Raw genomic sequence first — 18986 nt, 5'->3', positions numbered from 1 at the left:
ATCCCCTGACGCCCTATGAAGGACCGCCCATGTTCACCTTTCTTCGCCGCATCTGGCAGGCTGCGCCGGTTGCCACCGTGATCCTCGGGGGCGCGTTGGTGGTGAGCTTGTTCTTTGCCGTGCGGCTGGTCGCGTTCTGGATTTACTGGGCCGATCCCGCGCATCGCGATCAGGCGATCGAGCCCTGGATGACACCGGGCTACGTGGCCCATTCCTGGGACGTCCCGCGCGAGGTGGCCTTCGAGGCGCTCAATCTGCCGCCCGCCCCCGGCAGGCCGCTGTCGCTGCAGGAGCTTGCGGAAGAACGTGGCGTATCGGTGGATGTGCTGGCCGCGCAGGTGCAAACCGCGATTAACGCCTTCCGGGCCGAACAGGGGCCGCGCCCATGACCGATACGATCTTTGCCCTCGTCACCAGCTGGGGCGCGCTGGTGATCTTCGCCTCGTCCTTCCTGTCCTGCCTGGCGCTGCCCATCCCAACCTCGCTGATGATGTTGTCGGGCGGGGCCTTCGTGGCGGCTGGCGATCTGGCGCTGTGGCAGGTCATCGCCGGGGCCTGGGGCGGGGCCGTATTGGGAGATCAGACCGGATACCTGATTGGCCGCCACGGCGGCGCGCCACTGGTCGAACGCATTGCCCGCACCCCGGCCCGCAGCGCGGTGCTGAACCGGGCGCGGAGGCTGGTGGACAAGCGCGGCGGGCTTGGGGTCTTCCTGTCCACCTGGCTCTTTGCACCGCTTGGACCGTGGGTGAATTTCATCGCAGGGACCACCGGGCTTGGCTGGCTGCGCTTCACAATCTGGGACGTGTTGGGCGAGACCATCTGGGTGACGGTCTATGTCGGCCTCGGCTTTGCCTTTGCCAGCCAGATCGAGGCGGTGTCCGACATTCTGGGCAATGCGGTCGGGCTGCTGGCGGCGCTGGCGGTGGCGGGTGCGATGGTGGTCTGGATTCGCGGGGCGCTGAAGGCCCAGAAGGCGCGGCGCGCGGTTGAACCCTGACGCGCCGGACTCTAAATCGGGACCATGACCAGTCCCGACCGGATTCTCGGCCCGATCCTCATCCTTGACGATATCCGCGACGGGCGGATGCATCTGGCCGCGCTGCTGATCGCGCCCGAGGGACGGGACGTGCCTGCCCCGGACACCGGGGACGGCCCGGCAGAGATGACGCGACTTGCCGATCTGGCCGGTATGACCGTGCACCGCGCGCGGTTCTCCGTGCCGCTCGACCGGCCGTCCTCTTACCACTGGAACGGCAGCGACTATGCGCTGGCGGGTCTGCCGGAGGATGGCGGGCGGCTCGCCTTCGTATCCTGCAACGGAGAGGAGCATGGCGATCTGGACCGCGACGGGGCGGAGCGGAATGCCATGTGGGCGCGGTTGGGTGCGGAGCATGACGAAAAACCCTTTTCGCTGATCCTGCATGGCGGCGACCAAGTCTATGCGGATGAGGCGACCCATGGGCACCCACTGTCCGAGGATTGGCCCGACCGCATCCCGCGTGATCCCTCCCGCGCCGATCTGGCGAGTTTGCGCGACCACCTGCGCGCGCGCTTCGCAGATCGTTACTTCACGCTCTACAAGGCACCCGAGTTCGCCTATCTGGCCGCGCGCGTGCCAGCGCTGATGCAGTGGGACGACCATGACATCTGCGATGGCTGGGGGTCGCTGCAACGCAGCCGCACCTATTCGCCGGTCGGTCAGGCGCTGTTCGAGATGGCGCGCGAAGCGGCGCTTTTGTTCCAGCATGGCACGGTGGAGGGCGATCTGCCCGCCCGGTTCCGCGACCCAAGCGGCCTGCATCTGGGTTGGTCCGTCAGCGCCCCCGGCCTGCGCCTCCTCGGCCCCGATCTGCGCAGCGAACGCACCCGGCGCGAGGTTATGGGCAAGGGCGGCTGGCAGATGATGGAGGACGAGACCCGCAGCCCCTGCCCCGGCCGCACGCTGGTGATGTCGAGCGTCCCTCTGCTCGGCCCGCGCTTGTCGCTGCTGGAACTGCTGATGGTGCTGACGCCGCGCATGCAGAAATACGAGGACGACCTGCGCGACCAATGGCAAAGCCGCGCGCATCGCGAAAGCTGGACGCATATGCTGGAGCTGATGGCCCGGATCGCCGATCACGCGGATCAGCAGGTCACGGTGCTGTCGGGCGAGATTCACCTGGCGGCGCGGGGCGAGATGAGCCTGCCAAGCGGCGACACGCTGCACCAGCTGGTGGCTTCGGGCATTTCGCACCGGGCACCGCCCAAGGCCTGGGCTAAGGTGTTGGGCGCGCTGGCGGCCTTCGGGGAGTCGCCTCTGAAAGGCCACAAGATCCGCATGGCGCGCATCCCCGGACAGGCGCAGCGCTATATTGCCGAGCGCAATTACCTGGTGCTGGAGCGCAGCGGCGAAGACTGGTCGGCGGAGTGGGAATTCGAAGATGCGGGACGCAGCCCGGCCCTGCCGCTCTGATCCCTTGCCCAATCGCGCGCCACGCCCCATATCTGCCCCATGATCCTGCGCCTGACCCCCATCCTGCTTGCCATCGCCTACGGGCTGGTGATGTACCATTTCTCGGCCTGGCGCACCCGGCGCGAGCTGGATGAACGCTCGACCGAACTGGCCGATCCGGCGCTAAAAGGCATCATGGACCGGCTGGCCGCGGCGCTGGAGCTGCCGCGCATTCGGGTCAATCTGTACGAGGTGGAGCCGGTGAACGGTCTGGCCGCGCCGGATGGGCGGATTTTTCTCACACGCGGCTTCTATAATCGCTACCGGGCGGGCGAGGTCACGGGCGAGGAACTGGCCAGCGTCGTCGCCCATGAGCTGGGGCACGTGGCGCTTGGCCATACGCGGCGGCGGATGATCGACTTTTCCGGCCAGAACGCGGTGCGCACTATTCTGGCTTCGGTCCTGGGGCGGTTTCTGCCGGGGCTTGGCCCGTGGCTGGCGGGGGTGCTGACCTCGCTTGTCGTGGCACGGATTTCGCGCGGCGATGAGTATGAGGCTGATGCCTATGCCGCCGCGCTGATGGTCAAGGCGGGCTTCGGCACCGGGCCGCAAAAGGCGCTGCTTTCGAAGCTGGAGGGGTTGACCGGCATGGCGGGGCGCGGGGCGCCGGCCTGGCTGATGAGCCATCCCAAGACGCCCGACCGGATTGCCGCCATCGAGGCGCTGGAAGCCCGATGGGAGGAGGCGCGGGGGTAACGGGGTTTCGCCGCCTTCGGCGTCGACCCGGGAGCGCGCCTCGTCAACCCCCGCTTTCGCGGGGGCCTCCTCGGCCCGCATTGCCATGGATGCGTGGGGAGATCTGTGCGTTGCCCGCCGGATGGTGCTGGTTGCAGCGGTGGACAGCCTTCGGCGAGAGTATTTGTCACCAAGAAGAAGAGAGCGCCTTGCCAAGACGCGGCAGCCGGGCGCGTTTCATAAGCTTGCGCAGGTCGAGCGGTTCGCCTGCCAGGGATTGGGCGGTGGCGTGGACGCGTGTGACCACGTCGGTGACGGCATCCGGGCTGTCCTGCCAGAGCTGGTAGAGCAGCGCATCGGGATGGTGGGTTTGCAGATTGTGGGGCTGAAGCTCTCGCACCGGGAAATCGCGCAGGTTGAGGGTGACGATGCCTTGTGCCTGCCCCTTGATCGCCGTGGCGAGCACATGGATATCGGCGGGGTCGGGCAGCCAGAGCTGCTGTTCGAGATCGGGATCGGCAGGGATTTCAGCCCCTGGCCAGCGCGCATTGAGCAGCGCGATTTCCCCTTCGGCAATGACCCCGTCGCCTGGGCTTTGCCGCTCTGCCGTGCGCCGCCATTCCTCGGCGATGCGCGCGGACCAGAGCGGGGTGAAGTGCCCCTGACCCGCCACCCCCATCAGGATTTCGCGCAGCACCGTCGGGTAGAGCACGCAGGCGTCGAGGCAGAGCCTCATGGAAGCAGGCGGAAGGCGAGCGCCTTGAGATAGCCGGTCTCTGACAAGGCTGGATGCTGCGGATGGTCGGGCCCGGCAAAGCCGGTGTGGATCAGGCGCGGGTCACGCCCGGCCCGGCCGATACCGCGCAGGCAGGCCTGTCGGAACTTGCCCAGATCGGCGGCGTGGGAGCAGCTGCACAGGATGAGCGTGCCGCCAGGGGCCACCAGAGGAGCCGCCAGACGCGCGACCCGTTCATAGGCCCGCAACCCCTGGGTCAGCGCCTGTTTCGAGGGGGCGAAGGCGGGCGGGTCGGCGATGACAAGGTCGAAGCGCTCGCCCGCTGCCGCCAGATCCTCCATCACCGCAAAAGCATCGCCCTGGCGGGTGGCGAAACGCTCAGCCATGCCCATCCGGGACGCGCCCTCTGTGGCCAGCTCCAGCGCCGGGGCGGAGGCATCGACGGAGAGTGCTTGTGTTGCGCCGCCTGCCAGTGCCGCCAATGCGAAGCCGCCCACATGGGAGAAGACATCGAGCACCCGCGCGCCCTTGGCCATCGACCGGGCAAAGGCGTGGTTGGGGCGCTGGTCGTAGAAGAGCCCGGTTTTCTGACCGCCCATCACATCCGCCAGATAGGTGGCGCCGTTCATCTGGACCGGCAGGGCCGCATCGGGCGCGGTCCCGAGCAGCAGGCCGCTGTCCTCCTCCAGCCCCTCCTGCGCGCGGGCGCGGCCCGATCCGTTCTTGATGATGGTGGTGGCCCCGGTCAGATCGGCCAGGATCGCGGTCAGATCCTCCAGCCTCTCTTCGATCCAGATCGCATTGGGCTGGACCACCAGCACATCCCCGAAGCGGTCGATGATGAGGCCGGGCAGCGCGTCGCCCTCGGCATGGACAAGCCGGTAGTAGGGCGCATCGAAAAGCCTGTCACGCAGGTCGAGCGCGGCAGTCACCTTGCCCCGCAGCCAGTCGGCGTCGATCACGGTAGAGGGGTCGCGGTCCAGCACACGAAAGGCGATCTTGGCGCCCGTGGTAGCGATGCCAACGGCCAGCGGCTGACGATCGCCATCTTCCAGCAGGCACAGCGCGCCCGCAGGCACGCCGCGGGAGCGGCGGTCGAGAACGATCTCATCGGCCCAGGCCCAGGGGTGGCCATGGCGGATGCGGCGGGCGTCGGCCTTGGGTTTCAGGCGCAAAACGGAAATGGGGGGCGTTGTCATACGCCCCCCATATCGGGATTCTCTGGTCTTGGGAACGGTCAGAACACGTATTCGGTGCCCTGCGCGTCAAGCCCGAATTCCTGCCGCGCCCACCCGATGATCTGGCTCTGGATGCGGTCGCGCTGATAGATGCCGTCGCGTTCCGCCGCGATGGCGCGGCTGCCACCCAATGCGCGGAAGGTCAGGTCCACCGGGATCGGGCCCGTGAGCGCCGCGCCGGTTTCGGCATCGCGGACGGTGAACATGAACTCGATCTCATGCTCGCCGCCGATGGTGTAACGGGCGCGTTCGGTCAGCGCATGGAAGCGGGTGACCTCCATCTCGACGATGACCGGGGTCGCGCCCTCTTCGGTCAGGGGGCGCAGGGCGAACTCCATGGCTTCATGGATCAGCGCCTGCACCTGCTGGTGGCGGTCGCCGGACACCGGGTCTTCACGCCACACAATGTCCGAGCGCGGCTTGATCGTGTTGGCCTCGGACACCGTCAGGCTCTCGGGCACGGCGATATTGATGGCCTCCACCTGCCAGTCGGCGGCCTCTGCCTGAGCGGCGAGCCCCGTCGGCACGGTAATGTTTTGCGTCACGTCCACATGCGGGACAGTGGAACAGGCCGACACGCCCATTGCGGCGAGGCCCAGAAATGCGAGTAAAATACGTTTCATGCGTCTTCTCCTGCCAGGATCTCCGGGACTGATTCCCGTGTCCTTCTTTTGGTCATGGGCAGAAGATGACGCCGAAACTGGGCAGAAACGTGATGCCCTTGCAACTTTGCAAAGGCATTTTTTCATTTATCGACAGGTTTTCGTCAAATTAGTTCTGGCAGGCTCTCCGCGTCTCAGCCCTGTACCACCTGCATGCGTTGCTGGCCAAGCCCTGCGACCTCCAGCACAACCTCATCGCCCGCGCGCAGGTAGCGCGGCGGTGTCATTCCCATGCCGACGCCAGCGGGAGTGCCGGTTGCGATAATATCGCCGGGCTGGAAACTCATGAAATGGCTCAGATGCGCGATGGCCTCGGCCATGGGGAAGATCATGTCGCGCGTGTTGCCGTTCTGCATGGTCTCGCCGTTTACGCTCAGGCGCAGGGCGACATTCTGTGGGTCGGCGATCTCGTCGGGGGTTACCAGCCAGGGGCCGACCGGGCCGAACGTGTCGCAGCTTTTACCCTTGGTGAACTGGCCCGACCGGCGGATCTGGAAATCACGCTCTGACACGTCATTGACGGCCACGAAGCCCGCCACATGGTCCATCACCTGATCGGCGGTGATGTACTTGGCGGGCTTGCCGATGACGACGCCCAGTTCAACCTCCCAATCGGTGCTGACCGAGCCGCGCGGCAGTTCGATCGGATCATAGGGGCCGGAAATCGCGGAGGTCGCCTTCATGAAGATCATCGGCTCGTCCGGCGGGGTCATGTTGGCCTCTGCCGCGTGGTCGGAATAGTTGAGCCCGATGCAGACCATCTTGCCCACGCCCGCAACGGGGGTGCCGATCCGGGGGGAGCCTTCGACCAGCGGGCCATCGGCGGTCAGGTCTGCCAACCGCCCCAGAACGTCGCCCGAGAGGTCCGCGATCTGGCCGGACAGGTCGCGCAGATTGCCCTTGGCATCCAGAACGCCCGGTTTCTCTTGTCCCTTCTCGCCGTAGCGCAGGAATTTCATCGCCCGTCCCCCTTTGGTACTTTTCGCGCCCAGAAAGGCCCAAGCAACGGACAAGGTCAAGTGGCAGGCGGAGCCTCTTCCGGCACTGGCGGTGCGGCCTGCGGGGGCTGAGGCGGTGCCGGTGCCGTTTGCGGTGGCGGGGGTGGCGCAGGGGCCGGTCGCAAGCCGTCTCCCGCAGTGAGGTTGATCGCGCGCCTTGACCCGGCCTTGCCAAGCCGCGCGCTGAACAGCCGCCGCCCCGCGACGTCACAGATGGCGACCGAGGCCAGATCGGACCGGTCGAAGGGCAGCACGTCACCCGCTTGCAACCTCTCCACCTTCGACAGCGGCAGGGTCTGGCGCAGCAGGACCGCCTCCAGCATCGCGGGGGCGGCCATCACGATCTCATGCCATGGCTGGCCCCATCCCGGTGCGGGGGACGTGCCCTTTGGCGCGGGACTGTCCGTGCCTGTCACGGGCACTGCCAGCAGGATCCTGCCTTTCTTTGCCCCCTCGCCCAGATCGAGCGTGGCGCTGAACAGGTGGCAGGGATGATCGGGCAGCAACAGCTCCAGCCCGCGCGGATCGGGTAGATGGGTGCCGTAGGTCAGGCCAAGCGGCCAGTCCACGCCGGCCGCCCCTGTCATCTCGCCCGCAAAGGCACTGAGGAAGAGTCCGATGAAATCCCGCGTCAACGCCGCGTCGATCATGGTGGGCGCGCGCGGCAGGCCCGGCCCCTTGTCGACGCGGCCCGTGGTTTGAACCTCGATCAGCGCATCGACCGCGCCATGATCCAGCGCACAGATGGCGCGGCGGTCCTGCCCGGCCTCCAGCAGGCAGACCAGCCCGCCCTCCGGCAGCGCGGCAATCACATCGGCAAGGGGCAGATCCCATTTCGGGGCGTCGGGCGTGGCGGCCAGCGACAGCCCCTCATAGGGGGCACCCGCCTTGCCCAAGGCGCGGGTCAGGGCCGGGTCCACGCCCTCTGCACGCGCGCGCTGATCCGGGTCTTCCCCTTTGGGCGACCGGATTTTCAGCCTGAGGCCCGGATTGAACCCGTCTGATGGCATGACATTCCCTTTGGCGGGCAGAACGGCCCGCATCTTTCTCCCATGAAAGAGGTTAAGAAAGCGTCAAGCAGCGCGCAGCGCCCGGCCCGGCAAGCGCACCCGGAAGGCCGCCCCGCCCTGCCCCGGCACATAGCTCAGCCGCCCGCCAAGGCGCTGCATGATCTCGCGGCTGATCGCCAGCCCCAGTCCCGCCCCCTGCGCGTCGCGGGTGGTTTCCAGCCGGGTGAATTTCTCGAAAATCAGCGATTGCTGACGTTCCGGGATGCCCGAGCCATTGTCGGAAAACTCCACATCCACGCGCCCCGGCTGGCGCTGGACGCGAATGCGCAGCTCGGGCTCTTCGGCATCGCAGTATTTCTGGGCGTTGGAGATGAGGTTGATAAAGACCTGCGCCAGCCGGTCGCCATCGGTCATCAGGTCGATCTGCTCGGCCTCCCGATCCCGCCGGATACGGATACGCCCGCCCGATTCCATCACGCCGGTCGCCGCCTCTGCCTTGTCCAGCACCTCAGCCAGTGTCGCGGGGCTTTCATTCAGCGTGACGCGGCCATGTTCCAGCACCGACAGGTCCAGCAGATCATCCAGCAACCGCGTGAGCCGCATGCTTTCGGTGTGGATGATACGGGAGAATTTCTGCCGCGTTTCTTCTTCCAGATCTTCGCCCTGCATCAGCAACTCCGAAAACGCCCGGATCGAGGTCATCGGCGTGCGCAGCTCGTGGCTGATCTGGCTCAGGAACGTGTCCTTCTGCTCGGCCAGTTCCGTCAGTTTCTGGTTCGCTTCGCGCAGCCGCGCGGCCGTGCGGGTCAGTTCGGAGGATTGCCGTTCCAGCTGGCTGGAATATTCCATCATCTGCGCGGTTTCATCGGCCACCGCCAGCAGATCCCGCACCGACACGGTCGCACCCCCGGTGATCTGGTAGACCATCGCATGGGCCGTTGCGGCCCCCACCGACCCCGCCAGTTCGCGTTCCAGCATCTTCAGGAAATCGGGATTCGGGTCCGGCAGGCTCGCCGCCCGGCCCTGCGCCGCCGCCGCCTGCTGAAACAGCCGCCCGGCGCGTCCCGTGCCCAAAATCCGCTGCGCCATGATCAACAGGTCATCGGCGGCAGCCGCGCCCCCCTGCCAGCCCGGCGTGGGGGCGGAATGGTCGAAGACATTGACGAATTGCGCGCCTTGCAGCCGTTCCATCGGTGAGGGGAAGGTGATCAGCGATACGAAGGTGAAGAGGAAGGTATTTACCCCGAGCGACAGCACCATCGCCGTGAGCAGCGGGTCCGCGCCCCGGATGCCAAGCGGGGTGGAGGGCCTCAACCACTCGATCCCGAAGGGCCCGCTTTCCAGCATCCCCTGCATCAGCCCGGAGGTCGCCGCATTGGGCATCAGCAGAACCCAGGCCCAGATGGCAAAGCCCGCGCCGATCCCGGACATGGCCCCCGCCCGCGTCGCCCCGCGCCAGAAGATACCGCCCAGAAGCGCCGGCAGAACCTGCGCCACGCCCAGAAACGCAATCAGCCCTATCGAGGCCAGCGCCACCGACCCGCCGGAACTGCGATAATAGATCAGCCCCAGGAACAGCACCCCGATAATCGACAGACGCCGCGCCATAAGGGCCACCCGCCTCATGTCCCCCGACATCGGGTCCTCGCCCTTGGTGACCCACAGCCAGATCGGCACAATGATATGGTTCGACAGCATGGTGCTGAGCGCCAACGCCGCCACGATCACCATCGAGGTGGCCGAGGAAAAACCGCCCAGAAAGACCAGAAGGGCCAGCATGTCCTGATCGAAGGCCAAGGGCAGCGTCAGAACGTAAAGGTCCGGGTTCGCGCCATCGGGCAGCACCTGCAACCCCACCACCGCAATCGGCAGCACGAAGAGCGACATGAGCAAAAGGTAGAGCGGGAACGCCCATGACGCGGTGGCCAAATGCCCCTCATTGGCGTTTTCCACCACCAGCACCTGGAACATGCGCGGCAGGCACAGGATGGCGGCGGCGGAAAGCGTGGTCAGCCCCACCCATCTGGCACCGTTCGAGCTCCATTCCGAAATCGGGCTCTCGTCGATCCGCGCGAGGATATCCGCAGGCCCCTCCGCCACGCCCCAGACCACGAAGACCCCCACGGCCAGCAGTGCCGCCAGCTTCACGATGGCCTCCAGCGCGATGGCGGACACAAGGCCGGGGTGGCGTTCGTTCACATCGAGGCTGCGGGTGCCGAAGATGATCGTGAACAGCGCCAACCCCCCCGCAACCCAGACCGCCGTGGTGTCGGTGCCAAGGGCCGCAAACTCGCCCGGATCGGCAAAGACCGAGAAGGACAGCGTCACCGACTGCAATTGCAGCGCCACATAGGGCGTGGTGCCGATCACCGCCAGCACCGTGACCAGAGCCGCCAGCGCGCCCGATTTGCCGTAGCGGCTGGAAATCATGTCGGCGATCGAGGTGATCCGCTGCGCCCGCCCGATCCGCACCATTTTGCGCAGCAGCCAGAACCAGCCGATGAAAACCAGCGTCGGGCCAAGGTAGATCGTCATGAACTCCAGCCCCGACCGCGCCGCCGACCCGACCGCGCCGTAGAACGTCCAGGCGGTGGTGTAGATCGACAGTGACAGAGTGTAGACGAAGGGCGAATTCAGCCAGCGGGCATTGCCCTCGGTCGCTTTCTTCTCGGCCAGAAAGGCGATGCCAAACAGCGCCACCACATAGAGAATGCAAATGGCAACCAGACCGTCGAGCGACAGCATCAGCCGCCCTCCGACCCGTCAGACGGGGGCCAGGCGCCGTCCTCGCCGGGGAACACCCGGCCAATGGCATAGGACAGGGCCGCCGACAGGATCACCAGCCCGAACCACACGCCCAGGAAATAGACCAGCCAGCCGGAGGTGCCACCGCTGACCCCGGTGTCGGATGTCAGGATGAAGACCGGCCCGAAGAACAGGAACGCCCCCAGAACCGGGGCCAGCCGCGCCGCGTCCTGCAGGCGATTGCGCCGATAGGTGCGGCGTTCGAGAAACAGGCGGCGGCTCATGTTCCGGCCTTTTGCCCGCCCGTCGCCACCCTGTTCAGGGTCTCCACCATCTCGGAATTGGAAAAGGGCTTGGTCAGATAGGCATTGGCCCCAAGCGCCAGCGCAAGATCGCGATCCTTGGACTGGCCCTTTGCGGTCAGCATCAGCACCGGCAGATCAGCGGTTTCGGGCTGCTTGCGCAGATCGCGCAGGATATCCAGACCGGACCGTCCGGGCAGCATCACGTCGAGCACCAGCACATCGGGGTCGAGCCGTGCAATCTCGTCCAGCGCGGTCGCACCATTGCCATGGCCGGACACCTCCCACCCGTCACGGGACAGCAGGAAGCTGATCGCCTCGAATATGTTGATCTCGTCCTCGACGAGAAGAACGCGGCGCCCCAAGCTGGACCCTCCCTGCCCCGTTTGGATTGGACGCCTAGCTTGCCGATGCCCCGGCCATTGTCAAACACTTGTTGGACCTGCCGTAGGTGACCCTAGCCGAAGCTGCCCCCAACCCGGCGCGCGGAACAGCTCTCTCGCGGGCAAAGCGCACAGCCCGGCCCGACCGGCACCGCACCGGGACTTTCGGGCGCATCATCGGGCAATGCGCGCAGCAGCATCGTGGCCTCCATCACCGGTTCCGCGCCGAAGCCCGCCGGGCCAATCGGCTGGCACACGGCCCAGGCCCGGAAGCGGCTGCCATCTGGCAGGTCCAGCACCGCGCTGTCAGGCACCATGGGCCGCCCAAGCGCCCGGTAAAGCGGCCAGAGCGGGCAGCCCGACCCGTAGCGCGGGATCGAGAAGGCATTGATCCGGCGGCGGAAAATCAGCGCGCCCGAGGCATCGCAGGTGGCCAGCCCAAAACCCGGCACCGCCTGCGCGCCCCCTTGCGGCAGGGCCGCCAGCCGCCGCAACAGTAGCGCCGCATCGCCCCCTGCCAGCGGCAACAGGGCTTGCGGTTCGAAATCCACCTCGGCGGCGGCGGCCAGAACCTCGTCCAGAGGCAATCGCGCCGCATCAGCGGCGTATCGGGCCAGAAGACGCGCGGCCAGATCGCGGGCATCGTCATCGGCCAGCGCGCCCATCCGTCCCAGAACCTCGGGAATCGCCGCCGCGCCGCCTGCCTCGATCTCGGGGAAATGGTGGCCTGCCAGTTCAAACACCGCCTCCACCTGTTCCTGCGGGGTCGATAGCGTTTCGGCCCGCGCCCCCTGCCCCTCGAAATGCGCAAGCAGTGCCGTGGCGCTGGCCGACAGGCGCTCCGCCTCTTCATGCAGGTTGCGATGGAACCGCCCGCGCCATTGCGCATCCAGATCCGGTTCGCGCACCAGAATGTCCGAGGTCGAGCGGATGGCGGCCACCGTCGACAGCACCTCATGCATGGATTCCGCCAGCACCGGGTCATGGCTCAGCCGATCCTGCAGGCCCTCGACCGCCGCCTCCAGCGCCGCGATGCGTTTCTGTTGTTCCCCGATCAGACCGGTCCAGCCGGGAAACCGCCCCGCCAGTTCGTCGATCCGGTCGGTTTCCGCAGGCGGGCCGAAACTGCGTGCCGTGTCCCGCGCGGCGGCCTGCAACATGTCCGACAGGGTGGCGTCCATGCCTTCGGTCAGGCGCGACGGCTCCACCTTCAGCGCCCGCGCGAGGTCCAGAACCAGCTTGCCGCCGATCTTGCGTTTGTTGTGTTCGATGAGGTTCAGATAGCTCGCCGAAATATCCACCGCCTGCGCCAGATCGCTCTGCCGCATCTTCAGCGCCATGCGCCGTTCACGGATACGGGTGCCGGTCAGCGATTGCCGCCGCACCGGATTCTGCCGGTCGCGCATCAGACCACTCCCCTCGGGTTTCACACCGATGGATTAACAGAAAACCCGTTTATTGGCAAAGCCTTGATAGCCGCTTTACAATGTAGTGCCGATCAGCATGTCGGGTTGTACATTTGTAAAGTTGGGGATGTCCTCCAGCAACGGCCCCGCCGCCCCAAGCGCCGCTTTCATCGTCGCCTCGTCGGGAAACAGCATCGTCGCCACGGCAAAATATCCCGGCGGCGCATCAGGTCCACCGGCCAGTCCCTTGGTCACCATGGCATCGGCCAGCCCATGCGGCCCCATCACCTTGCCCACCATCGGCAGGTGCGTCTCGACGTAATACTCATAGTCGAATGTCTTGCCCTCACCGGTGGGGTAAATCACCTGAACTGTCATTGCCATTATCTCGTCCTCCCAAAGAAGGGCACCCTAGCATGGTTCTGGCTGAACGCCTAAATCCGATTGCTTTCAACCCAATGCCTCGCCGGACCTGAAGTATCGCGTCACCACGGGCACCAGAATAAAGCGGCGCGGCCCTCGTCAGAGGACCGCGCCACAATTTGATGAAAGGTCGCTGTTACTGTCCAAGCGCCATATCGGTGACGACATGGGTAAAGGCACCCTCGGGCTCTGCCGTGATCACGGGGTCAGAGCCACCGGCCAGCAGCGTATCCACCGTGCGCTGATAGGCGGCCTCGTCCAGACGCCCGTCGGACCCGGCGGTCAGCAACGCGATCTCGCCCATCATGCGGATCTGGTGCGCCTCGGTCTGCGCACCGGTCTCGTCATAGTCCAGCACGATCATCGCCGCCTCATCGGGGTTTTCCTCGGCCCAGTCCCAACCGCGCATCGAGGCGCGCACGAAGCGGGCCATACGGTCGACGAATTCCGGGTCTTCCAGGTTCTCTTCCAGCACCCACATGCCGTCTTCCAGCGTGGCAACGCCCTGATCCTCATACTGGAAGGTGATCAGGTCATCGGGGCTGACGCCCGCATCCAGCACCTGACCATATTCGTTATAGGTCATGGTCGAGATGCAGTCCGCCTGCCGCTGCAACAGCGGATCGACGTTGAAGCCCTGCTGCAGGACGGTCACGCCGCCCTCGGACCCGTCGGTCGGAATGCCAAGCTGGCTCATCCAGCTCAGGAACGGGTATTCATTGCCGAAGAACCAGACGCCGATTGTGTGACCGGCAAGATCCGCAGGCTCGGTGATGCCCGAATCCGCCCAACAGGTCAGCATCAGGCCAGACCGCGCAAAGGGCTGCGCGATATTGACTACCGGCAGGCCGCGTTCCCGCGCCGCCAGCGCCGAGGGCATCCAGTTCAGCATCACGTCGGCGCCGCCACCGGCCAGCACCTGCGGCGGTGCGATATCAGGGCCACCGGGCTGGATCGTCACGTCGAGCCCTTCTTCCTCGTAATAGCCGTTCTCCAGCGCCACATAGTAGCCCGCGAACTGCGCCTGCGTGACCCACTGCAACTGCAGCGTCACCTCGTCGGCCGCAGCCGCGCCGGTCGCAAGGCCGAGCGCCAGCGCCGATGTCATCAGTTTCTTCATTGTCTTACCTCCGAGTGTTGGATCTCTGTTGTCGTTTATCGTCCCGTCCTTTGCGACGGGTGCCAGAAGGTGAGCCGTTTCTCCGCCAGCGTCACCAAACCGTAAAAGCCGGAGCCTGCCACGGCGGCCACGGCAATCTCTGCCCAGACCATAGCCAGTTCCAGCGTGCCGAACGAGGTCTTGATGCGAAACCCCATGCCGACAATGGGCGAGCCGAAGAATTCCGCCACGATAGCACCAATCAGCGCCAGCGTTGTTGAAACTTTCAGCCCGTTGAAGATGAAGGGCAGCGCGGCAGGCAGGCGCAGCTTGGCGAAGCTCTGCCAGTAACTCGCCGCATAGGTTCGCATCAGGTCGCGCTGCATGGCGTCGGTTTCCTTCAGCCCCGCCACCGTGTTCACCAGAATCGGGAAGAACACCATGACCACCACGACAGCCGCCTTCGATTGCCAGCCGAAGCCGAACCACATGACCAGAATGGGCGCCGTGCCCACGATGGGCAGCGCGGCGATGAAATTGCCCACGGGCAAGAGACCCCGTTGCAGGAATTGCGACCGGTCCACCGCGATGGCCGTGGCAATGGCCAGAACCGCGCCAATAATGTATCCGCTCAGCGCGCCTTTCACGACGGTCTGCACGAAATCGGCCCACAGGACGGGGCCGGATGTGGTCAGCGCCACCCAGATATCCGTCGGCGCGGGCAGGATGACCTGGCTGATATCGAAGAGCCGCACGGACATTTGCCACAGCACCAGCAGCGTGATGCCGAAAATGGTTGGCACGACGAAGCGCCGGGCCGGGCTGCCGCTTTCGGTCAGCACGATATTCACGCCCCATGCCGCCAGCCAGACGCTTAAGATAAGCCCAAGCCGCCAGTCGATCACAAAACTCACAACCAGTAGTGCAGCAACTCCAGCAAGGATCGAGCGCGAGAACTCCGCGTATTTCTGTGCCAACGCCGTCATCGCACCAACCCCAACCGTGTCAATGTCCGCTTCTCGACCGCCCCGATCAGCCAGACCAGCAGCGCCGCACAGATGGCCGCCATGATCAGCGCCGCCCAGATCTGCACCGTCTGCCCGTAATAGCTGCCGGTCAACAGCCGTGATCCCAGCCCGAACCGCGCGCCCGTGGGCAGCTCCGCCACGATGGTGCCGACAAGCGCCGCCGCCACGCCAATCTTCAGCGAGGCAAAGAGATAGGGCAGCGAGCTCGGCAGACGCAGTTTCCAGAACTCCTGCGCGCCGCTGGCCGAGTAGGTGCGCAACAGGTCAAGGTCCATCGGCCCGGGGCTGCGCAGCCCCTTCACCATGCCGACCACGACCGGGAAGAAACTGAGATATGAGGAAATCAGCGATTTCGGCAGCAGCCCCTGGATGCCAACCGCGTTCAGCACCACGATCACCATCGGTGCAATCGCAAGGATCGGGATGGTCTGAGACGCAATCGCCCAGGGCATCACGCTCAGATCCATCGTCCGGTTATAGACGATGCCCACGGCCAGCAGCACACCCAACCCGGTGCCAATGGCAAAGCCCAGCAAAGTCGGCGCCAGCGTCTGCCAGGCGTGGAAGATCAGCGACCGGCGGTTCTCGATCACCCGCAGGCAGCCATCCGACAGAGGTGACCAGTTGTCCCGCTCCGCCCCGAACCCCTGCCATTCACAGCGCCGGGCCAGCCCGATCGTGTTCTCATAGATCTCAACCACCACGTCCTGAGGTTGCGGCAGGCGGGGGCGTTCGAACGCATAGGCGGCTGGCATCACACCGGGATTGTCCAGCATCAGCCGAATGAGCCCGGTCTGCCCCTGTTCATCGGGCGTGGCGGGCGTCACATCCGCCCCGCCCCGCGTCGCGGCATCCAGCGCCAGCCGGAAGTTCATCGGCCCGACCGCCAGGTACCAGACCCCGAGGATCACCGCGACGATGGTCAGAATGGGCAGCAGGTTACGCATGACCTGCCTCCGGTGCCATCTGTCTGCACAGGGGGTGCACAGGGGGTGTACAGGGGGTGTACGGGGGGCACCCCCCCATTTTCGGGGCCTCAGTCGTCATAGGCATGACCGGCACGCAGCCCCTCCCGCACCCTGTGGGCGATCTCCAGAAACTCCGGCGTGTCGCGGATATCGAGGGGGCGTTCCTTCGGCAGCGGGCTGTCGATGATGTCGGTGATCCGGCCCGGACGCGGGCTCATCACCACGATCTTGGTCGAGAGATAAACCGCTTCAGGGATCGAATGGGTGACGAAGCCAATGGTCTTGTTCGTGCGGGCCCAAAGCTGCAAAAGCTGCTCGTTCAGATGGTCGCGCACGATCTCGTCCAAGGCCCCGAACGGCTCGTCCATCAGCAGGATATCGGCATCAAAGGCCAGCGCCCGAGCGATGCTGGCGCGCTGCTGCATCCCGCCCGACAACTGCCAGGGGTATTTCTTGCCAAACCCTGCAAGATCAACAAGTTCCAGAACGTTCTTAACGCGATCATCCTGATCCGCACGGCTATATCCCATGATCTCCAGCGGCAGTTTGATATTGCCCGCGATGGTGCGCCACGGGTAAAGACCCGCAGCCTGGAACACATAGCCATAAGCCCGCTTCCGGCGCGCCTCGTCCGGGCTCATCCCGTTCACGCTCAGGCTGCCGCCCGTGGGCGTTTCCAGCGCCGCGATACAGCGCAGGAAGGTGGTCTTGCCGCAGCCCGAGGGGCCGATGAAGCTGACGAACTCGCCCTTGTCGATCTCCAGGTCGACATCCTTCAGCGCATGTACGGGGCCATCATTCGTTTCGAAGACGAGGTTGAGGCCCTCGGCCTTGACTACCGGTGCGGCGGTTTCGTTTGCCTGTTCTGCCGTCATTATGCTTTTGTTCTCCTTGCGCCGAACGGGCGCATCTCATCCAAGAGGCCACAATGGACCAGACCATGCCCAAAACCTGCATCAAGCTGCGCCCGGGCCAGACCTACGCGGGCAAGCAGGGCTTTAGCTATTTCGAAGGAATCGCAAGGGAAACAACGGGTTCCCAGTCGATCTGCATGCATCTTCTGACCGTACCGCCGGGTGGCCGCGCCAAGGCGCACAAACACGCGACCCATGAAACCGCGATCTACGTGATCTCGGGATCGGCGATCATGTATTGGGGCGAAAAGCTCGAACACTGCATGGAAACAAACGCTGGCGATCTCATTTATATTCCCGCCGACGTCCCGCACCTTCCGCTCAATCCGGGCAACGAGCCGGCGCAGGCGGTTATCGCCCGAACCGACCCGCATGAGCAGGAAAGCGTGGTCTTGCTTCCTCATCTCGACTCCCTCGTCCCCTGACCAGATCAGATCCCCGCCGGGATGTTCAGCGGATCGCGCTGGATCTGCTTGGGCGCGGTCAGTGCCTTCCATTTCGACAGCGCCTCATGCGCCGAGGGGAAGGCCGGGCGCGGCACGAACCGGCCCCGGCCGGGCTGCGGCTGGCTGTTCTGGCCCCAGGCCCAGATGACCTCGCCCCGGCTCAGCGTATAACGCGCCTGCGCCTTGACCTCGAAGCCCTCGAAGACGTTGTAATCGAGGATCGAATGATGGTTCGAGGCGCTGATCGTCTTGGTGATCTTGGGATCCCAAACCACGATATCGGCATCCGCTCCTTCGACAATGGCGCCCTTTTTCGGATAGATATTCAATATCTTGGCGACATTCGTTGAAGTAGCTGCGACAAACTCGTTGGGCGTCAGACGGCCGGTTTCCACCCCTTCGGTCCAGAGCACAGCCAGCCGTTCCTCCAACCCGTTCGATCCATTGGGAATGATGCGGAAATCGTCCCGGCCCGCGCGTTTCTGTTCGGTGTTGAACGCCGCGTGATCGGTCGCCACGACCTGTAGCGACCCGGCCTGCAACCCGGCCCAGAGGCTGTCCTGATGATCCTTCGACCGGAACGGCGGGCTCATCACCCGGCGCGCGGCGTGGTCCCAGTCCTTGTTGAAATACTCGGTTTCATCAAGTGTTAGGAATTGTATGAGAGGCTCGCCATAAACGCGCATGCCCTTCTGCCGCGCCCGGCGGATCGCCTCATGCGCCTGCTCACAGGAGACATGAACGATGTAGAGAGGCACCCCCGCCGCATCGGCGATCGTAATGGCACGGTTCGCGGCCTCGCCTTCAAACTCGGGCGGGCGGGAATAGGCATGGCCTTCCGGCCCGGTGATCCCCTGCGCGATCATCTGTTCCTGCATATCCGCGACCAGATCGCCGTTTTCCGCATGGACCATGGGCAGCGCGCCCAGTTCCTTGCAGCGCTTGAACGAGGCGAACATCTCGTCATCCTCGATCATTAGCGCGCCCTTGTAGGCCATGAAATGCTTGAAGGAGTTCACGCCCATATCGACCGCGTCCTTCATCTCGTTGAAGACGCTTTCATTCCAGCCCGTGACCGCCATGTGATAGCCGATATCGGCGCAGATCTGCGGGGCCGATTTGCGGTGCCATTCATGGATCGCGTTCTTGATCGACCCGTCCGCACCGGGCAGGCAGAAATCGACCAGCATCGTGGTGCCACCACAGGCCGCAGCCCAGGTGCCGGTCTCAAAGGTCTCGGCCGCCGTGGTGCCCATGAAGGGCATTTCCAGATGGGTATGCGGGTCGATGCCGCCGGGGATCACATAGGCCCCCTCGGCGTCGATATATTCATCGCCTTTCAGATCCTCGCCGATCTGCTTGATCTTCTCGTCCTCGATCAGCACATCGGCCTTCCAGGTGCGGTCGGCGGTGCAGACCATGCCGCCCTTGATGACTTTCGTGGTCATTTATCTTCTCC

At 65.1% G+C, this 18986-nt stretch carries 20 protein-coding genes; 5 read left to right on the top strand and 15 right to left on the bottom strand.

Annotated elements, in window-relative coordinates; translation table 11 throughout:
- Positions 1–29 precede the first annotated feature (29 nt).
- From ACOOEX_RS06465 to ACOOEX_RS06450, 4 genes are read left to right on the top strand one after another with little or no spacing between them, the layout of a single operon-like run.
- Positions 30–389, top strand: a complete 360-nt coding sequence (locus ACOOEX_RS06465) for a hypothetical protein (protein WP_420397652.1) — start codon at positions 30–32, stop codon at positions 387–389.
- Positions 386–1000 (top strand): DedA family protein, encoded by a 615-nt coding sequence (locus tag ACOOEX_RS06460; protein ID WP_420397651.1) that lies wholly within the window; start codon positions 386–388, stop codon positions 998–1000. The genes ACOOEX_RS06465 and ACOOEX_RS06460 overlap by 4 nt, the downstream gene beginning before the upstream one ends.
- 24 nt (positions 1001–1024) lie before the next feature.
- On the top strand, positions 1025–2455 hold the full coding sequence (locus ACOOEX_RS06455) for an alkaline phosphatase D family protein (RefSeq protein WP_420397650.1): 1431 nt from the start codon (positions 1025–1027) through the stop codon (positions 2453–2455).
- Between the two features lie 42 nt (positions 2456–2497).
- The gene (locus ACOOEX_RS06450) at positions 2498–3190 is read left to right on the top strand and encodes a M48 family metalloprotease (RefSeq protein WP_420398337.1); all 693 of its coding nucleotides are present in this window, start codon (positions 2498–2500) and stop codon (positions 3188–3190) included.
- Between the two features lie 166 nt (positions 3191–3356).
- On the opposite strand, the gene ACOOEX_RS06445 is transcribed toward ACOOEX_RS06450, so the two are convergent.
- The 14 genes from ACOOEX_RS06445 to ACOOEX_RS06380 form a co-directional block, all read right to left on the bottom strand.
- The gene (locus ACOOEX_RS06445; RefSeq protein ID WP_420397649.1) at positions 3357–3905 is read right to left on the bottom strand and encodes an RSP_2648 family PIN domain-containing protein; all 549 of its coding nucleotides are present in this window, start codon (positions 3903–3905) and stop codon (positions 3357–3359) included.
- On the bottom strand, positions 3902–5104 hold the full coding sequence (locus ACOOEX_RS06440) for an RSP_2647 family RNA methyltransferase (RefSeq protein WP_420397648.1): 1203 nt from the start codon (positions 5102–5104) through the stop codon (positions 3902–3904). Before ACOOEX_RS06440 ends, ACOOEX_RS06445 begins: the two co-directional genes overlap by 4 nt.
- A 38-nt stretch (positions 5105–5142) precedes the next feature.
- On the bottom strand, positions 5143–5766 hold the full coding sequence (locus ACOOEX_RS06435) for a DUF6778 family protein (protein ID WP_420397647.1): 624 nt from the start codon (positions 5764–5766) through the stop codon (positions 5143–5145).
- A gap of 173 nt (positions 5767–5939) precedes the next feature.
- Complete coding sequence (locus ACOOEX_RS06430) at positions 5940–6764, bottom strand: fumarylacetoacetate hydrolase family protein (RefSeq protein ID WP_420397646.1); 825 nt, start codon at positions 6762–6764, stop codon at positions 5940–5942.
- A gap of 56 nt (positions 6765–6820) precedes the next feature.
- The gene (locus tag ACOOEX_RS06425; protein ID WP_420397645.1) at positions 6821–7846 is read right to left on the bottom strand and encodes a FliM/FliN family flagellar motor switch protein; all 1026 of its coding nucleotides are present in this window, start codon (positions 7844–7846) and stop codon (positions 6821–6823) included.
- Positions 7847–7876: 30 nt separating this feature from the next.
- A complete protein-coding gene (locus ACOOEX_RS06420) occupies positions 7877–10558 on the bottom strand; it encodes an ATP-binding protein (RefSeq protein WP_420397644.1) in 2682 nt (893 codons plus the stop codon).
- Positions 10558–10842 carry a hypothetical protein gene (locus ACOOEX_RS06415; protein ID WP_071690130.1) on the bottom strand — a complete coding sequence of 95 codons (285 nt, stop codon included), beginning with the start codon at positions 10840–10842 and terminating at the stop codon, positions 10558–10560. Before ACOOEX_RS06415 ends, ACOOEX_RS06420 begins: the two co-directional genes overlap by 1 nt.
- The gene (locus ACOOEX_RS06410) at positions 10839–11225 is read right to left on the bottom strand and encodes a response regulator transcription factor (protein ID WP_306046665.1); all 387 of its coding nucleotides are present in this window, start codon (positions 11223–11225) and stop codon (positions 10839–10841) included. The genes ACOOEX_RS06415 and ACOOEX_RS06410 overlap by 4 nt, the downstream gene beginning before the upstream one ends.
- A gap of 92 nt (positions 11226–11317) precedes the next feature.
- A complete protein-coding gene (locus tag ACOOEX_RS06405) occupies positions 11318–12649 on the bottom strand; it encodes a short-chain fatty acyl-CoA regulator family protein (protein ID WP_420397643.1) in 1332 nt (443 codons plus the stop codon).
- A gap of 75 nt (positions 12650–12724) precedes the next feature.
- A complete protein-coding gene (locus ACOOEX_RS06400) occupies positions 12725–13033 on the bottom strand; it encodes an EthD family reductase (RefSeq protein ID WP_420397642.1) in 309 nt (102 codons plus the stop codon).
- 175 nt (positions 13034–13208) lie between these two features.
- Entirely contained in the window at positions 13209–14192 is a 984-nt protein-coding gene (locus ACOOEX_RS06395; RefSeq protein ID WP_420397641.1) for an ABC transporter substrate-binding protein, read from the bottom strand.
- 35 nt (positions 14193–14227) lie between these two features.
- Positions 14228–15157, bottom strand: a complete 930-nt coding sequence (locus ACOOEX_RS06390) for an ABC transporter permease (RefSeq protein ID WP_420397640.1) — start codon at positions 15155–15157, stop codon at positions 14228–14230.
- Complete coding sequence (locus tag ACOOEX_RS06385; RefSeq protein ID WP_420397639.1) at positions 15154–16146, bottom strand: ABC transporter permease; 993 nt, start codon at positions 16144–16146, stop codon at positions 15154–15156. Before ACOOEX_RS06385 ends, ACOOEX_RS06390 begins: the two co-directional genes overlap by 4 nt.
- An 89-nt stretch (positions 16147–16235) precedes the next feature.
- Positions 16236–17042 (bottom strand): ABC transporter ATP-binding protein, encoded by an 807-nt coding sequence (locus ACOOEX_RS06380; RefSeq protein ID WP_420397638.1) that lies wholly within the window; start codon positions 17040–17042, stop codon positions 16236–16238.
- Positions 17043–17095: 53 nt separating this feature from the next.
- Here ACOOEX_RS06380 and ACOOEX_RS06375 point away from each other — a divergent pair, with 53 nt between their 5' ends.
- Complete coding sequence (locus ACOOEX_RS06375) at positions 17096–17506, top strand: cupin domain-containing protein (RefSeq protein ID WP_420397637.1); 411 nt, start codon at positions 17096–17098, stop codon at positions 17504–17506.
- Between the two features lie 5 nt (positions 17507–17511).
- Here ACOOEX_RS06375 and hydA read toward each other — a convergent pair whose 3' ends face one another.
- Positions 17512–18975, bottom strand: coding sequence for a dihydropyrimidinase (gene hydA / locus ACOOEX_RS06370; protein WP_420397636.1), 1464 nt, complete (start codon positions 18973–18975; stop codon positions 17512–17514).
- Positions 18976–18986 lie beyond the last annotated feature (11 nt).

This window comes from Nioella sp., assembly GCF_965215655.1.
In the GTDB taxonomy this organism is placed as follows: Bacteria; Pseudomonadota; Alphaproteobacteria; order Rhodobacterales; family Rhodobacteraceae; genus Nioella.
The sequence above is the reverse complement of the archived record's forward strand: the minus strand, read 5'-3'. Positions and strand labels throughout refer to the sequence as shown.